The organism is Polyangiaceae bacterium (genome assembly GCA_015075635.1).
Taxonomy (GTDB): domain Bacteria; phylum Myxococcota_A; class Polyangia; order Polyangiales; family Polyangiaceae; genus JADJKB01.
On the sequence record JABTUA010000001.1, the window covers coordinates 2,546,581 to 2,561,614 of the forward strand.

Genomic DNA, 15,034 nt, shown 5'->3' on the forward strand with positions numbered 1-15,034 from the left:
CCTCACGACTCCGGGCGGGCGGGCGGGAAGTAGGGGTTGGTCTGCCGCACCTCGCCGAGCCGCGCGTGCTCGCCGCCGTAGGCGTGCCCCGGGTAGAGCACCAAGTGATCCGGCAGCGTCGCCAGGCGCTGGGTCAACGTCCGACGCATCTCCTCCGGATCGCCGCCCGGCAGATCCACTCGGCCGCAACCCTGAAGGAACAGCGTGTCCCCGGCGATCAAGGCGTCCTTCACCCGAAAGCACGAGGAGCCCGGCGTGTGCCCCGGCGTGTGCAGCCACTCGATCTCGATCTCACCGACCCGGATCTTGTCGCCCGAGTCGTGGAGCGTCATGTCGCTCTTCGAGATGCCGGTGACCTTGCGCAATCCGTCGGCCTCCAGGCGGTGCGCGTGGACCGCGCAGGCCTGGAGCTCGAGCAGATCCGGCAGGCCCTGCACGCCGAAGCCGAACAGCCCGCCGCCGACGTGGTCCGGGTGGTAGTGCGTGGCGAAGGCGCCGACCACCTTCATGCCGTCGGCCGCCGCGACGTCGAGCGCGCCCTTCACGTCCCAGGCCGGATCGACGGCGATGCACTCTCCCGCTTCCCGGTCGCCGACCAGGTAGACGAAGTTCTGCATCTGTCGCCCAACGCTGCTCTGCTTGCCCACGTCGCGTCCGACCAGCAGTTGTCGAAGATAGAAGTCTGCCATCGGGGCGAAGCAAAGCACGGGGCGCCTGGCCGGGCCACGTGGTAGCTTCGCAGCATGGAGCGGTTTTCTCTGGCGGGCGCGCTGCTCTGCGCAGGCGCGCTCGCGCTCGCGCTCGCGTGCGGCGCCGAGGACGAAAGCGGCGGCTCCGGCAACGGCGGCGCGTCCGGCAGCGGCGGCGCGTCGGGCAGCGGCGGAAGCTCCGGCAGCGGCGGCAGCTCCGGCAACGGCGGCAGCTCCGGCAGCGGCGGCACGTCCGGCAACGCCGGCACGTCCGGCAGCGGCGGCACGTCCGGCAACGCCGGCAACGGCGGCACGTCCGGCAACGGCGGCAACGGCGGCACGTCCGGCAACGCCGGCAGCGGCGGCACGTCCGGCAACGCCGGCAGCGGCGGCAGCGGCGGCAGCTCCGGCAGCGGCGGCAGCTCCGGCAGCGGCGGCAGCTCCGGCAGCGGCGGCGCCGGCTCGGGCTGGTCCTTGCGCTTCTACGGGACGGGACAGAACGACGTCGATCGCGTCAAGATCAAGATCGACGCGCCCGAGGTCCCCGCCGACATCGGCAAGGGCGACTTCACTCTCGAGCTCTGGCTGAAGGTCGCGAGCGGCGAGAACCAGGCGGGCAATTGCGTGTCCGGCGGCGACGGCTGGATCAACGGCAACATCATCGTCGATCGCGACATCTACGGCCCCGGGGACCTGGGCGACTTCGGGCTCTCGCTCTTCGCCAACGGCCTGGCCATCGGCGTCAGCAAGGGCAACAACGGCACCACGCTCTGCGGCGCGACCAACGTGAAGGACGGCAGCTGGCACCACGTCGCCGCGACGCGCGCGAGCGGCAGCGGTCAGCTCCGACTCTGGGTGGACGGCAAGCTCGACGGGCAAGCGACCGGGCCGACCGGCGACGTGAGCTACCAGAACGGGCGCGCGACCTCCTGGCCGAATTCGGATCCTTACCTGGTGATCGGCGCCGAGAAGCACGACGCCGGCTCCGCCTACCCGTCCTTCTCCGGCTGGGTGGACGAGCTCCGGCTCTCGACCAGCGTACGCTACACGGCAGCCTTCACGCCCGCCAAGACGAAGCACGCGACCGACGCCCAAACCGCGGCGCTCTACCACTTCGACGAGGGCAGCAGCACCACCCTGGGCGACAGCTCCGGCGCGAGCGGCGGACCTTCGCACGGGGTGATCAAGGTCGGTGGCCCGAAGAACGGGCCGATCTGGACCGCGGACACGCCGTTCTGAATCACGGCGAGGGCTGATTCGAGAGCTCGACGTAGGCGCGGCACTGCTGCCCGCGGAGCGACGGGCACGCGGGCAGCGTCGGCGGCACCGTCACACCGGACACGACCGAGAGCACCAGGCTGCTCGGGCGATCCGCGGAGTGCGCCACGTCGTAGAGCGCGTCGCCGGAGAACTTCTTCAGGTTGAAGCGCCATTCGGCGCGGCTGTCGCCGGGGGTGTCCACGGCGACACGCACTCGTGAGCCCTTGCGGAACACGTGGCTCATGCCGGCGATGCCCACGCGCACCTCGGTCCACTCGCCGGGCGTGAGCGGCTTCGCGTCCTTCTCGCGGAAGGCATGCTCGGGCCAGAGCTCCGTGGCCGAGGCCGCGAGCGCGCGGTGGCTGGCGCGGAGCCAGCCGCTCTGCACGTACATCTCCTGTCCGTCCGGCCGCACCTCGCTCAGGTTGACCTCCAGATCGGCGTCGTCGACGCTGCTCTTGACGAACAGGTCCACGCTCCCGGTCCCGACCACGGCCATGTCGTCCCCGAGCGGCGCGCTGATGAAGGCGACCGCCTTGCCGGTCTCGAGGGGCTTCCAGTCGTAGGCGGGCAAGAGGTCCCAGACGTTGCCCCCCGGCGCCAGGATGCCGCGCTGACCCGCCTCCGGATCCAGGGCGAAGCGCGACGCGCCGGTCGCGACCGCGGGCTTGTCGGTGCCGAGGCTGCCGTCGGGCTGGAAGTACAGGCGCCGCGCCTCCGTGCCGGGCACGGGCCAGGCCGCGAAGCTCGACTCGAAGGAGCCCTGGGGTGCGCCGAGCGGCGCCTCGCCGCCGGCCTCGAACAGCACGCGCAGGTTCGGCTCCTTCTGGTACGCCGAGAGGGCCTCGTCGTAGCTCGTGTACTGCGTGAAGCGATCCGGCGGCAGGTCCATCTTCACCTTGAAGATCTCCTGGAACAGGAGCGGCGACAGGCTGCGGACGGCGGCGTCGATGCTCGGGATGCGCTCGGCCACGTAGAAATCGAGGAAGTTCTTCCACTCGATCAGCGTGTGCGGGCCGAAGGCGTCCGGGTGCACGCCGTTGTAGACCGTGAAGCGCGCGAGCGGCGCGCCCGCGAACTGGTCGAGCAGGGTGAAGAAGAACGGCCCTGTCTGCTCGTCTTGCCAGGCTCCAGCCAGGAACACCGGCACGTCGATCTCGCCGGCGAACGCGCTGGGGTTCACCGGACCAGCGACCTCGTCGGTGTAGTACGGGTTGTCGTAGGCCTTCTGGATGACGTCCACCTTCTGGCCGTGCAGGAGCTGGTTCTCCTCGCAGGTCTCGTCGCCGGCATCGACCCTGGCTTGCTCCCAACCCTGCCCGTAGGGGTCGGCCTTCTTCAGCACGTTCTCGATCCAGTTGATGGCGAAGCCGTCGTTCAAGATGCCGCCCGGCACGAGCGTGGTGACGGTGTTGCCGATCACCGAGAGCGGCGTGATGGCCGCGAGGCTCGGCGGGTGGGTCCTGGCCACGAAGAGCTGCGAAATGCCGGGGTAAGACAGGCCCGTCATGCCGACCCGGTGACCAGCCACCCAGTCCTGCGCCGCCACCGTCTCGATCACGTCGTAACCGTCCAAGAGCTGAAGCGGCTCGAAGAAGTCGTAGGGCCCGCCGGAGCAGCCGGTGCCACGCATGTTCACGCCGACCGTGGCGTAGCCCATCAGCGCGGCGATCAGCGCGCTCGGATCCGAGGGCGCGTCGCACAGGACCGGCAGCGCGCCGCACAGGTCCTTGTAGTCGCCGAGCGGCTCTCCCGGCTTCGACGGATCGTAGCCGGAGTAGTTGACGACGGTCGGGTATGGGCCCTTGTCGGCGGGCCCCGGCAACGTGACGTACACCGAGAGCTTGGTGCCGTCGCGCGTGGTGATGTAGCCGGAGCCGGCGGAGAGCTTCTGCGACGAGTAGAAGTCCTGGCTCGGGGTGCTCCCGCCGACCGAGAGCACCTCGACGGCGTCGCTCACCTCGTTTCCGGAGCGCACGCGATAGCCCTTTCCGGGCGTGAGCTTGCGCACCACCAGGCTGCCGAGCGCGTCGGCCTCGCCGCCTCCGACCACGGCGTCACTCGGATCGAGCACCTCGAGCGACGCGCCGGGCTTGGCGTGCGTCACGTAGATCTGCTCGACCGTGCCTCGGGTCTGAAAGCTCGCCGAGGTGCCGCCGCCGCTGCCGCCGCCTCCTCCCGTACCGCCGGCGCCGAGCCCGGAGATCGCAAAGCGTTCGTCCTCACCGCAGCCAACCAGCCCAACCAGGAAGGGTGCGAGGAGCACCCACAGAACCGCGCGCCGCATCGGACCGGCATTGTGCCGCCTCGACGCAAGCCGAGCAACGCCCGGTGCTTGCCCCTTCCGCGCTTTCGAGCAATTCTTCCGGCCATGCTGCGACGACCCCTGATCTCTGCTGCGTTCCTTTTTGGCGCACTCGCGCTCTCTGCCACCTCCGCGAGCGCCGACGTCCCGCCCCCCGATCAGTGCAACACCGCCGGTGATGCCTGCAACACGGCGCCGCCGGACTACAAGTCCCCGGGCACCTGCACCGCGAAGAAGTGCCAGAAGGCCCTGCCCGACGGTAGCGTCGAATACGACTGCAACCTGTGTGTCCCGAGCGGCAGCGCGGGCGCCGGCGGCGGCGCGGGCGCCGGCGGTGGCAGCGCGACCGGCGGCAGCACTGCGACCGGTGGCACCAAGTCCAGCAGCTCGAGCGACGACGGCGGCTGCTCCATCGGCGCCCCCTCCGCCGAGCGCACCTCGCTCCTGATCGCGCTCGGGCTCGGCCTCGCCGGGCTCGGCGCGCTTCGCCGCCGCCGGCCGTGACGACGCTCGTCGAGCGCGCGGTCTCTCCTCTCGACTGGGTGCGGAGCGCCCTGTACCGGGTCGCGCTCGGCATCCGCCCGCTGGCGGCGCTGATCACGCTGCGCGATCGGCGCGTGGCGCTGACCGCGAGCTTGCACGCCATCGTGGCTTTCGTGCTCACGGTGACGGTGCCGACCCTGCTCCTGGCGCTCGGCCCCATCTTCCTTGGCGTCGCTCACGTGGCGGCCGATCTGCGCTACCTCGTGCTCAGGCGCGGGCTCGGCAGGGTCTGGCTCGCGGTCATCGCCGTCGCCTGCGGCGTCATCGTGCTGCTCCGCAGCGCCCAAGAGCTGGGCGCCGATCCGGTGGGCGTGGCGCGCGTGGAGTTCGCCGTGGTCACGGTGTGGATGGGCGCAGCGCTCGTGGCGGGCGCGGCCCTGTCCCGGCGCTACGGCCGCGCCGCCGGCGGATTTCTGCTGGTGGGCGCCTTCGGTCTGTACGCGCAGGCCGAGCCCTACGCCGTGCGCATCGCCTTCACCCACCTCCACAACCTGGTCGCCCTCGGGCTCTGGCTCTACCTGTTCCGCGGGCGCCTGCGCTCGTCGTTGGTGCCGCTCGCGCTGATCGTCGGCCTCTCGCTGATCCTTCTCAGCGGGCGCACCTACTTCTGGACCGAGAAGCTCGGCACGGTGCAGCTCCTGGGCTTGCACGTGCTGGCGGCCTCCGACTGGCTGGCGCCCGGCTTGCCCTTCTACGAGGCCGCGGGCCTCACGCTGAGCTTCGCCTTCCTGCAGTCGGTGCACTACTCGACCTGGCTCCTGGTGGTGCCCCAAGAGGACGTACGCGGTCAGGGCACGGTGACCTGGCGCATGGCCGCGCGCTCCATGCTGCGCGAGTTCGGGCGGATCGGCTTCGCGCTGCTGCTGCTCTCCGCCTTGGGCGTGCTGGTCGCGGCTTGCTTCAACGTGCACAGGACGCGCAACCTGTACCTGTCTCTCGCCATGTTCCACGGCTACCTGGAGCTGGCACTGGCCGCCTACTTCTTCGCCCGCGGCGGCATGAACCCTGCTGCCGCGCTCACGCCTTCAGCCGCCGTCGCGGCACGTTGATCAGCTCCAGCGCTCCGGCGTCGGCGCGCCGCACCAGGAGCGAGACGGTGCTGCCCTCCGGGCCGCGGATGGCGTTGATGGTGCCCTCGAAGCCCAGGCTCACCACGCTCTGCCCGTCCACGGCGAGGATGGCGTCGCCGCTCTTCAGGCCCACTTCGGCGGCGCCGCCGCCCTCGACCACCTTGCCGATCAACATGGCGTCGTCCTTGGCAGCCAAGATGGCGCCGATGCCCGTGAGCTCGATGCGCGGCTCTTCGCCCGGCTCGGTCGGGGTGAGCTCGATCTCCAGCGGGCCCAGCGCCTCGCTGGCCTTCACGACGATGCCACCGACGACCCGCGCGTGGTGCTTCGACGCGGCGGCGAACACCGAGCGCTGCCCGGGCGCGAGCCCTTCGAGCTCGAAGCGCCCGCTCGCGTCGGTCACCGCCACGGCGAAGAGCTGCACCGAGCCCTCCCCACCCCCTTGCCGCCCTTCGAGCGACACCTTGGCCGCCTCGAGCGCCTGCTTGCTCTTCGCATCGCGGACCACTCCGCGGAGCGTCGCGCCGCGGCTCAAGCTGGCGTCGGCCCGGGTGTCGCCGGCGACCTCGATCTCGCGCTCGGCGAGCGGCGCGTAGCCCTTTGCGGCGACCAGCATCAGGTACTTGCCGGGGCGCAGGTGCTCGATCGAGTAACGGCCCTCCGCGTCGAACACCGTCACCGCGCGCGCGGTGTCCAGCGCCAGGGGTCCCCGCCGCTGCGACAAGATCACGCTGAACGCCGGCACCGCCGCGCCGCTGGCGGCGTCGCTGACCTTGCCGGAGAGCGTCGCCCCGCGGGTCAGGACCAACGTCACGTCGGCCGCGCCCGCGCTCACGCCCCGCAAGACGGCGGGCGCGCTCGTGCCGTCACTCGCCAAGAGTGAATAGGCACCAGGGGCGAGCCCGTCGAGCAGGAACTCTCCCCCCTCCCCGCTCCGCGTTCGCGCCGGCGGCGCCGCCACCTCGGCGGCGGGATTCGCGGCGTCGATGCGAGCGACGACGGGGACGTCCACCCGCGGCGTCCCTTCTTCGTCCACCACGCGCCCGCGGATCGCCTGACCCTGCTCGGCGCGCTTCTCCGTCAGCCGAATTCGTATTCGGTGGCTGATCTGGGCCGACGCATCCAGCCGCGCGCGCCCGGGCCCGAAGCCGTCGTGGCGCGCTTCGAGCAGCGCGCCGTCGGGCGCGCGAAATGAGAACGCACCCTGGGCGTCGGCGACGTGATCCGCCTGGAAGCTCTCGCCCCCGAGCTCGAGCTCGTCGCCGCCGACGACGCGGACCCGAGCGCCAGGAGCCGGCTGATCCTTGGGATCCACGACCAGCCCGCGGTACTCGACGGCCGGGTCGAGGCGCAGCGTGACGCCCGAGATCCCCGAGCCGGCCTTGGCCATCAGCGTGACCGGGCTCGTGCCGAGCTCCGCGGAGAGCGGGAAGAAGCCCTCGGCGGTGACCAGCGCGATCTCGTGGCCACCCTCCCGCTCGGGTTGAAACTCGAAGCCTCCGTCCGCGCCGCTCTTCACGGCGCGGGCTCCGTCGGGTCCGACGAAGGTGAGCTCCGCCCCAGCCACCGGCTGCTGGTTCCCCGAGGAGATGACCCGTCCCGAGAAGGCGCCGAGCCGCGAGTCCTCGCCGCTCTCGACCACGGCGTCACTCAGATGAATGCCGCGGAATCCGCCCCAGCTCCCGCGCGGCCTGGGCCGAGCCGGGCCAGCCGTTGCCGCGGGCGACGACGACACGCCCGGCTCGCTCCCGCTCGGCGCGCGCAGGCCGAAGCGCAGCGTCACCCAGAACGCGAGCGCGAGCACGGCGAGGGCCGCGACCACCCAGCGCGGGTTCGCTCTCGACATGGCGGCACGCTACGTCGCCGCCGCGACCGTGGCTAGGGCTTGGCGGCGTCCTGACAGCAGCGGAACCCCACCTCGTAGCCGAGGTAGCTCTCGCCGTGGCTCATGGTGATGGCGCGGCACCGGTTGCGGACCGGCCCCCACCAACCGCCCTTGATGCCGGAGCGGCGCGGCGCGTCCTTCCAGGGCTGGCTGACCCACTCGTTGGCGTTGCCGTTCAGGTCGTAGACGCCGAACGGCGACACACACTCCGGGTGCGAGCCGATGGGCTCGCGCCCGTCCACCCGCTTGAACTCCGCGGCGCAGCTCGCGTTGGCCAGGCACTGCTCGTAGGGCAGAAGGTGCTTCTGCGGCGTCTGGTAAGGCTTGTCGATGTTGCACTTCTTCGCGTCACGCTCGTGGCCGTAGGTGTACGGCAGCATCGCCTCGCCCTCGCAGGCGAAGGTGAACTCGCTCTCCGTGCAGAGGCGCTTGCCGTGCGACTGGCAGATGCGCTCCGCGTCGGTCCAGCTCACCAGAGTCATCGGCAACTCGCCGACCTTGTTCGGGTACTCGTAGCGATCCATGCAGAAGCGCATCTTGCGCGGCTCCGGCGCGGTGCTCACGCACTTGGAGGCATCGAAGCGGGCGCAGCGGTTCTCGTCGGCGCCGCCGTCGTTCGCGCTCAGCTGCTCGAGGCAGGGCTGCGCCACGGCGCGGCAGTGATCGCCCGCGACCAGCGCCATGTCCTCCGGGCAGGCCGGCGCCTCGGGCTTCTTCTCGGGCGCCACCGCGGGCTTGGGCGCGGGCCGCTCGGTCGCGGGCTTCTTCACCACCTTCTTGCGCGGCTTCGGCGCCACGGCCTGGGTCTTCGCGGCTGGCGGGGGGCTGCCGTCGTCGCTGGCGGCGCAGCCGGCGAGCAGACCCAGGGCGAGCGGCGGCATCAGGCGGCGAAGCATCGCCGCCGACCCTACCCAGACCTGGGACTCCGGCCGAGTTTTTGGCCCTCCGCGTTCCAGCCCGCTAGACGCCGGAAATCGCGGCGGAGGTGCGCCCGCGCTAGGCTCGGCCGCGTGGCGCGCCGACCCTTCGCCTGGGCCCTGCTGATCGCGAGCTGCAACGCGCCGCCGCCGTCGCCGAGCGCGCCTCCGGCCCCCGCCCCGAGCGCTTCCGCGTCCGCGCCCAGCGCGAGCGCGAGCGCGACGCCGCCCAAAGCGCCGGTACCGGCGAAGCCCAAGCAACTCGACGAGGACGGCAACGACGAGGTCGCGGCCCCTGCTCTGACGCTGCCCGAGCGCCCCCGCTTGACCAAGGTCGGCCGTCACTGGTCCGCGCTCCAGCGCATCTGCGACTTCGCGGTCCGAGATGGCGTGTTGTTCATGGCGCACGCCACCTCGCCGCTCGGCTACACCGGCGCCACGATCACGCGTTACGACCCGAAGCAGAAGGAGCCCTTCGCGCTGGTCTTCGACTGGAACCGTCCCGGCGAGCCGGAGCAGGGTGGAGCCGGCGGTCAGGGTTTCTTGCGCATCCGCGACATCGAGGGGCGCTTCTACGTGCCCGACGCCGATCCGCCCTACCTGGGCCTGGGCGTCGCCTTCGGTGTCGAAGGCTACGTGTTCACCAGCAGCGCCAGCGGCCGCTTCGAGCCCGTCGGCCGGCCCGGTCATCGCCCGCCCCGCGCCCCGAGCGCCGAGCGCGGCGGCAGCATCCTCCTGCCCGGGGCCATCCATGTGTTCGACGTGATCCGCTTCCGCGGCAAGCGCTACGCCTCGAGCGGCGCCGTCGTCCCCCCGAAGGCCACCGCGTCGCGCTCGCCCGGCGTGCTCTTCGTCGAAGGCGACAAGCCCGATCGCTGGGACGTCGCCTACAGTTACGACGGCGCTCGCGGCGAGGCGGCGGTGCGCCTCGGCTACATGACTCGGTTCAAGGATCGCCTCTACGTCGCGGTGAGCCCGCTCTACGGCATCGATCGCCACGACTACGTCGTGCTCTCGCCGCCGAAGGACGCCACCGCCCTCGCTCCGGAGCACGCGCGCGCCGTTCAGGTCACCGACTCCGGCGGCGCTCACACCGTGCGCTGGTTCGCCGACCGCGAGCGCCTCTACTGGATCACCGTGGGAGGCGACGGCGGCGAGCTCCGCGTCACCGAGGACGGCGACCAGTGGACCCGCGTCGCATTGCCTGCGGATGCCGGTGCGCCGACGGACCTGCTCCGCGTCGGCGAGCGCCTGCTCGTCATGGCCGAGCGCGCGCTGCTCGAGCTGGGCGCGAACGGCCCGCTCGTTCTCGCCCGGGTCGAGGACAAAAAGTCCCCCTTCGCCCTGAACGACGCCTACTGCGCGGCTCCCCTCACGGCCTTCGAAGGCCGCGTTTTCGTGGGCGATCAAAGGCGCGGCGCGCTCTGGACCCTGGAGGCGAGCCCTTGAGCAGCCCGAAGAGTTTTGCTAGATGAGGCGGCCCTGCCGGTCCCCATCGTCTAGCCCGGCCCAGGACACGGCCCTTTCAAGGCTGTAACACGGGTTCGAATCCCGTTGGGGACGCCATCCGTCAACTCCGCGCATTTTCGCAAGCACGTCGAAGGGCTTTCTGAAATCAAAACGCACGGTTGTCCCATCGAGGCGCGGGTTACAAACCAGCCGTTCCAGAAAATCGCGCTGCTCCGCAGGCGAACGAGCTTCGAGCAACGATCTCGCACTCTTGGCGAGTTCCAAAACGCTCTCGGCCGTTTCGAGGTAGCTGGCGTCGATCTCGCCGTCCGCGTCACGGAGCTTCTCGAACCGATCCTGCTTGTCCGAGCGAAGGCGTGCGAGCTGCCGGTCGTAGGTGTCGCGGTCGATCTCGCCGCTGTCGAACCGATCGAAGAGCCGGTCTTCCCTCTCTTCGAGCGACCGGATCTCGGCACGGTAGACCTCCGCTGACTTCGCCTTCGCGGCCATCGCCGCTCTGTGCGTCTCGTTCAGCGCGCGCGCCACGGTCTCGGCAAACTCGGTCGTGACCTGGATGGCGTCCGCAGCGCTCACGAGCTGGTCGAGGATCTGCTGTTCGCGGACGTTCACCTGCGACTCGCCTCTGCCACGGTGCACGCGCCGGCCGTCCGCGCAGCGGTAGTAGGGATACACGACCCCATTCGGCTTGGACTTCGGCGCATACGTGATCTTGCAAGAGCACGCCGGCTCCGCGCATGTGAGCGAGAGCGGGCCCTGAGCGAAGAGCCCATCGTGCCGGAGCTTCCGGTACAGCGTGCGCTCCCCGAACGACGCCCTCAGGCGCTCCCACTCCTCGGCAGTGAAGATCGGCTCGTGCTTTGCTTCGTACCAATTGCCGCGCCAGACGAACTGGCTCCTGAAGCCGTCGTGCGGGTTCGGGATCGCAGCGTAGAAAGCGTTCTTGAGATGCGCGTCGATGATCGAGCAGTGGTACCTCGGGATCAGGCGCGCCGGCACGAGCCCCTCTTCGAGACACATCTCCCGGATGCGGGTGAGGCTGAAGCCGCGAAGGTGCAGCTCCATCTCCCGGCGCAGGAGGCGGCGACCCTCGGGCGTGGGCCCCATCACGGTGCTGCCGCGCCGCTTGGGACGACCGTCCTCGTCCAGCACCGGCTGCTGCCAGTAGAACCACGGCGGCTTGCTCGGATACCAGCCGTTGCGACACCGCTGCTCCATCCCGTCGATCGTCTTTCGCCGCCGGAGCCGGTTGTCCTGCTTCGCCTGCGCGACGTTGATGTCGAACATGAAGAACTCGGAGTCGTCGCTCTGCGAATGAAGCACGGTACGGCCGGCCGCGATGTGGAGCGTGATCTCGTCGTCGCGGATCATCTCCTCCAGCAGCTCTGCGTCGGTGAAGTTTCGCGTGATGCGATCCCAGAAGGAGAACACCAGGTGCTTGATGTTCTGCTTCCGAGCTTCGGCGATGGCCGCGTGGAACTCGGCCCTCAGCGCGGACTTCTTGGCGCTCTCCTGAAACGGCCTCGCCGCCACGACCTCCAAGCTGACATCCTGCGCGTAGTCAGTCGCCGCCTTCTCCTGCGCATCGAGGGACACACCGTCCTTCTGCTTCTTGTCGCTGATGCGGCAGATGAGCATTGCGCGGCGGTTCTTGGTGTCCCACCAAGGCGGCTTCGACTCGTTGTGCCGGTGGCCCGTCATCATCGTCGCCCCTCGTCACGCCAGGCGCGGAGGATGCCGAAGACCTCCACGACGGCCTTCATGTCGTCGATGGACAAAGCGACCCGCGATCCGTTGGTGTTGGCAGCGCGGTGCAGCTTCAGCCGGACGTGGCTGAAGCCGTACGGCGTCGGCCTCATCTCCAGCAGCGCCGCTCCACGTGGCATCCGGGATCGTCTGCCCTCAGTGGGCGCACGTGTCAAGCAAACGCGAGCAGAAAATTCTCGTCGCCCGACCGTCGCGTCGCCCTGTGGTTCCATGACCGTTCCTGGTGGTCGCGCACGGGCGTCCGGAACGAAAACCGGAACCGATCATCACCGGCGACGGGGTTGGCGAGCATGACGCGGCGTTCCATGAAGAGCGTCGCCAAAGAGGCCGACGATCGCTGGAAGGGCATGTTTCGTCCCGGATTGGCCACCCATCCCTCCCAAACGCGAGTTCGAAACGTCGCTCTGAAAATGTCGCCGTTGCGATGAGCTTCGGCTCGATTCGGCAACGACGCGTGCGACAGGAAAGTCGATCGGACATCGAGAGCGACGGAGTAATAGCGGTTCGACGCGCGACACGAAAAATGATCCTGGTGATCCAAAATCCGGAATTCGAAAGCGCGCGTTACGATGAGCCCGAGTAGCAACTCGGCGATCATTTCCTGGCGGCGCTAGCGCGAACGCGACGAGCGCTGACCGAGACGAGCGCGACGAAGATCTGCCGGCCAATGCGCCGAGCGACGTTGCACCGCTGCACTCGATGACTATCTTGATCCGAGCGGCGCGGGCATAGCAGTCCCGCGTCTGCCATCCGCCGGTAGATCAGCCCGGCGGGGAAAGAGAGGTCATGCAGGGGACAAGGAAGAGAGGCAATCGTGACCATCAACACCAGCAAGAAGTACGACCGGGAAGCACACCAACCGAAGAGCGGTGCGTCAGCAACCAACCCGAGCGCGACCTGCAAGCCGCCGCGTGTCATCGTGCCGCCGTCCAAGAGCGGCAAACTCGCAGCCGACGCCAGGAAGCGAGCCTCGCCGCCCGAGGTCGAACGAGACAGGTTCGGCGCGCTCAAGGCCGTTCCGGGTTGGCTGCGCGTCATCCTGGACGATCTCGACGGTACTGCGTGGAGTACAGGGATCGAGTCAGATCGACGTGGTCGGGGCAGCGCGATCAACGCGTCGGTGTACTCGTATTCCGACGGGGAAATGTTGGCCGTCGTCCAGGTACGCGAGGCCGTGTTCGATCCGCGTCGGTACACGCGCGTGCGGAAGGACTACTACCTGATCGGCCGGAACGAGAATGGTCTAGCGTTCGCCCACCCGATTCCAGAGTTTCGTCGATCGGCGCGGGTCCAGCGTGAACTGACTGCTGGCGTGCGCATCGCGCTGGCCAAGATCTGGGGATGCGATGAGGACGACCTCAGCGACATTGTACGAAATGGCGACGTTGCGTTCGTCCCGGTGGACCGTCTGCCTTCCGGCGCGACGCTAGTCGAAAGCGGCGAAGGCATCGTGCGTGAGTCCCATCACCTGGGGGCACTCGGCAACGGCAAGCTCTACCGCGCGGGCGATGACCTGTACGCCACCGGACGCGCAAGGCTCGATCACGCCAAGCACCAACATCCGACCGCTCGCGTGCGCGGTGGAGTGTGGCGTGTTGTGGCAGGTGGACGTGGACGCGTGTGGGGCTTCAGTCGGCCGACCGCTGATTGAGTGCGACGAATCGGCCACGCCAAGCTAATTCGAGAGGAGCAACGACATGGGAACAAATTCGTCAATCGAATGGACACACCACACGTTCAACATGTGGTGGGGATGCACTCGCGTCTCGCCAGCGTGCGATCACTGCTACGCCGAAGCACAGGCACATCACCGGCTTCCGTTGAACTGGTTGATCATCGGCGAAGGTCGAGCCGAACCCAGGCGCACGCGCTTCACGGATCCGAAACGACCGGAGATCTGGGGAGCAGACGCACCGAGGGCCTTTCCTCCGGCTCACAGTGCGATCTTGAAGAGTCCGTACAAGTGGAACCGCGAGGCCGAGGCGGCAGGACAGCCTGCTCGCGTTTTCGTGGAGAGCATGGGTGACCTCTTCGACAAGCACCGACTCGACGAGGTCAACCGAATGATGGACGTGGCGCGAGCCAGGCTGTTCGATGAGTTCGTTCCCAAGTGCGCCTGGCTCAACTTCCAGTTCTTGAGCAAGCGTCCCCACTCGATCAAGCAGATGGTGCCCAAGAAGTGGTTGTCGAGCTGGCCGGCGAACGCGTGGGTCGGTGCGACGGTCGAAGACCAGCAGCGCGCCGCTCAACGTTTGCCGCATCTAGTCGAGATTCCTGCACCGGTGCGTTTCGTCAGCGTGGAGCCCCTGCTTGGGCCGCTCGATCTGTCGCCTTGGCTCGACAAGCTCGACTGGGTGATCGTCGGTGGCGAGTCGGGGACTCAAGCTCGGCCGGCAGAGATCGATTGGGTCAGGCGGCTCCGCGACCAAGTGACCGAGGCCGGCATCTGGTTCTTCTTCAAACAGTGGGGCAACTGGGCGCAGCGAGATGGCGCAAGTGACAAGCTCGTCAAGCTCGCCACCAAGAACTTCCGCGTACTCGACGGGCGCGAGTGGAGCGAGTTTCCGACGCCTCGGGCTCGATAGAAGATCGACCGCTGGGAGCTTGCGCACGCGGCTCCGAATGGCTATCGAATGGACTATTCGTTGGCGGGGGCCAGAGCCGGAGCGGGCCGTTGGTGATCCAGTCGCCGTCTGTCGTGGAGCCTGGTCTTTCCTGAAAGGTTCGTCCTCGAATTCCACGACGGCCGAACAGCCACCGGGCCACCACACCTACACGCGCGCGACGCCGTCCGCTCCCGCGTTCAGCAGGTTTCGCAGGTGTCCGGCGTGATCCTGTACACGTAGACGAAGACGCTGCCGTCGTGTCCGCCGCCGGGCCCTCCCTGGTAGCCAGCGGCGAGTAGAAATCGTTCAGCTTCCCGTGCCACATCGGCGCTCGTGCACTGCACCCAGGCCCAAAGATCTCGGTGCTCATCGACACCATGCTCGTCGAAGAGGCGGGCAGGCGGGTGATCGGTGATGCCGGCGTACCACTTGGACGCGTGCCGGCCCTGCTCGTGCAACTTGCGCGCAGCCCAGATCGCAATGCTGTACGGTGAAGCCATGGCGGTAGTTTGACTCGCGCGATGT

Annotated in this window: 14 protein-coding genes, 1 tRNA gene and 1 pseudogene; 8 read left to right on the plus strand and 8 right to left on the minus strand. The window is 69.0% G+C overall.

Annotation, left to right across the window (positions count from 1 at the left end; translation table 11 throughout):
- Positions 1–2: 2 nt before the first annotated feature.
- Positions 3–689, minus strand: a complete 687-nt coding sequence (locus HS104_11430) for an MBL fold metallo-hydrolase (GenBank protein ID MBE7480580.1) — start codon at positions 687–689, stop codon at positions 3–5.
- Positions 690–743: 54 nt separating this feature from the next.
- Between HS104_11430 and HS104_11435 the strand changes: the two genes are divergently transcribed.
- Positions 744–1,928 (plus strand): LamG domain-containing protein, encoded by a 1,185-nt coding sequence (locus HS104_11435; protein ID MBE7480581.1) that lies wholly within the window; start codon positions 744–746, stop codon positions 1,926–1,928.
- Position 1,929: 1 nt separating this feature from the next.
- Here the strand turns inward: HS104_11435 and HS104_11440 are convergent, their stop codons facing one another.
- Complete coding sequence (locus tag HS104_11440; protein ID MBE7480582.1) at positions 1,930–4,236, minus strand: CocE/NonD family hydrolase; 2,307 nt, start codon at positions 4,234–4,236, stop codon at positions 1,930–1,932.
- Between the two features lie 84 nt (positions 4,237–4,320).
- On the opposite strand from HS104_11440, the gene HS104_11445 reads away from it, so the two are divergent.
- Together HS104_11445 and HS104_11450 are read left to right on the plus strand one after the other, a co-directional pair.
- A complete protein-coding gene (locus tag HS104_11445; protein MBE7480583.1) occupies positions 4,321–4,758 on the plus strand; it encodes a hypothetical protein in 438 nt (145 codons plus the stop codon).
- Entirely contained in the window at positions 4,755–5,846 is a 1,092-nt protein-coding gene (locus tag HS104_11450) for a hypothetical protein (GenBank protein MBE7480584.1), read from the plus strand. The genes HS104_11445 and HS104_11450 overlap by 4 nt, the downstream gene beginning before the upstream one ends.
- On the opposite strand, the gene HS104_11455 is transcribed toward HS104_11450, so the two are convergent.
- Complete coding sequence (locus tag HS104_11455) at positions 5,815–7,713, minus strand: carboxypeptidase regulatory-like domain-containing protein (GenBank protein MBE7480585.1); 1,899 nt, start codon at positions 7,711–7,713, stop codon at positions 5,815–5,817. The genes HS104_11450 and HS104_11455 overlap by 32 nt on opposite strands.
- A gap of 32 nt (positions 7,714–7,745) precedes the next feature.
- Entirely contained in the window at positions 7,746–8,648 is a 903-nt protein-coding gene (locus HS104_11460) for an SUMF1/EgtB/PvdO family nonheme iron enzyme (protein ID MBE7480586.1), read from the minus strand.
- A gap of 114 nt (positions 8,649–8,762) precedes the next feature.
- Between HS104_11460 and HS104_11465 the strand changes: the two genes are divergently transcribed.
- The 3 genes from HS104_11465 (at position 8,763) to HS104_11475 (ending at position 10,610) form a co-directional block, all read left to right on the plus strand.
- On the plus strand, positions 8,763–10,118 hold the full coding sequence (locus tag HS104_11465; GenBank protein ID MBE7480587.1) for a hypothetical protein: 1,356 nt from the start codon (positions 8,763–8,765) through the stop codon (positions 10,116–10,118).
- Positions 10,119–10,157: 39 nt separating this feature from the next.
- A tRNA-Glu gene (locus tag HS104_11470) sits at positions 10,158–10,235 on the plus strand.
- A complete protein-coding gene (locus HS104_11475; protein ID MBE7480588.1) occupies positions 10,224–10,610 on the plus strand; it encodes a hypothetical protein in 387 nt (128 codons plus the stop codon). Before HS104_11470 ends, HS104_11475 begins: the two co-directional genes overlap by 12 nt.
- A 720-nt stretch (positions 10,611–11,330) precedes the next feature.
- Here HS104_11475 and HS104_11480 read toward each other — a convergent pair.
- From HS104_11480 to HS104_11490, 3 genes and pseudogenes are all read right to left on the minus strand, one after another.
- Positions 11,331–11,840: pseudogene (locus tag HS104_11480) on the minus strand (recombinase family protein).
- Entirely contained in the window at positions 11,837–12,022 is a 186-nt protein-coding gene (locus tag HS104_11485) for a hypothetical protein (protein MBE7480589.1), read from the minus strand. Before HS104_11485 ends, HS104_11480 begins: the two are co-directional and overlap by 4 nt.
- A gap of 32 nt (positions 12,023–12,054) precedes the next feature.
- Positions 12,055–12,501 (minus strand): hypothetical protein, encoded by a 447-nt coding sequence (locus tag HS104_11490; protein MBE7480590.1) that lies wholly within the window; start codon positions 12,499–12,501, stop codon positions 12,055–12,057.
- A gap of 216 nt (positions 12,502–12,717) precedes the next feature.
- On the opposite strand from HS104_11490, the gene HS104_11495 reads away from it, so the two are divergent.
- Positions 12,718–13,554, plus strand: a complete 837-nt coding sequence (locus HS104_11495) for a hypothetical protein (GenBank protein ID MBE7480591.1) — start codon at positions 12,718–12,720, stop codon at positions 13,552–13,554.
- A 46-nt stretch (positions 13,555–13,600) separates the two neighbouring features.
- Positions 13,601–14,488: a phage Gp37/Gp68 family protein gene (locus HS104_11500; protein ID MBE7480592.1), complete on the plus strand. Its 888-nt coding sequence runs from the start codon at positions 13,601–13,603 to the stop codon at positions 14,486–14,488.
- Positions 14,489–14,706: 218 nt separating this feature from the next.
- Here the strand turns inward: HS104_11500 and HS104_11505 are convergent, their stop codons facing one another.
- Positions 14,707–15,009: a hypothetical protein gene (locus HS104_11505; GenBank protein ID MBE7480593.1), complete on the minus strand. Its 303-nt coding sequence runs from the start codon at positions 15,007–15,009 to the stop codon at positions 14,707–14,709.
- Positions 15,010–15,034 lie beyond the last annotated feature (25 nt).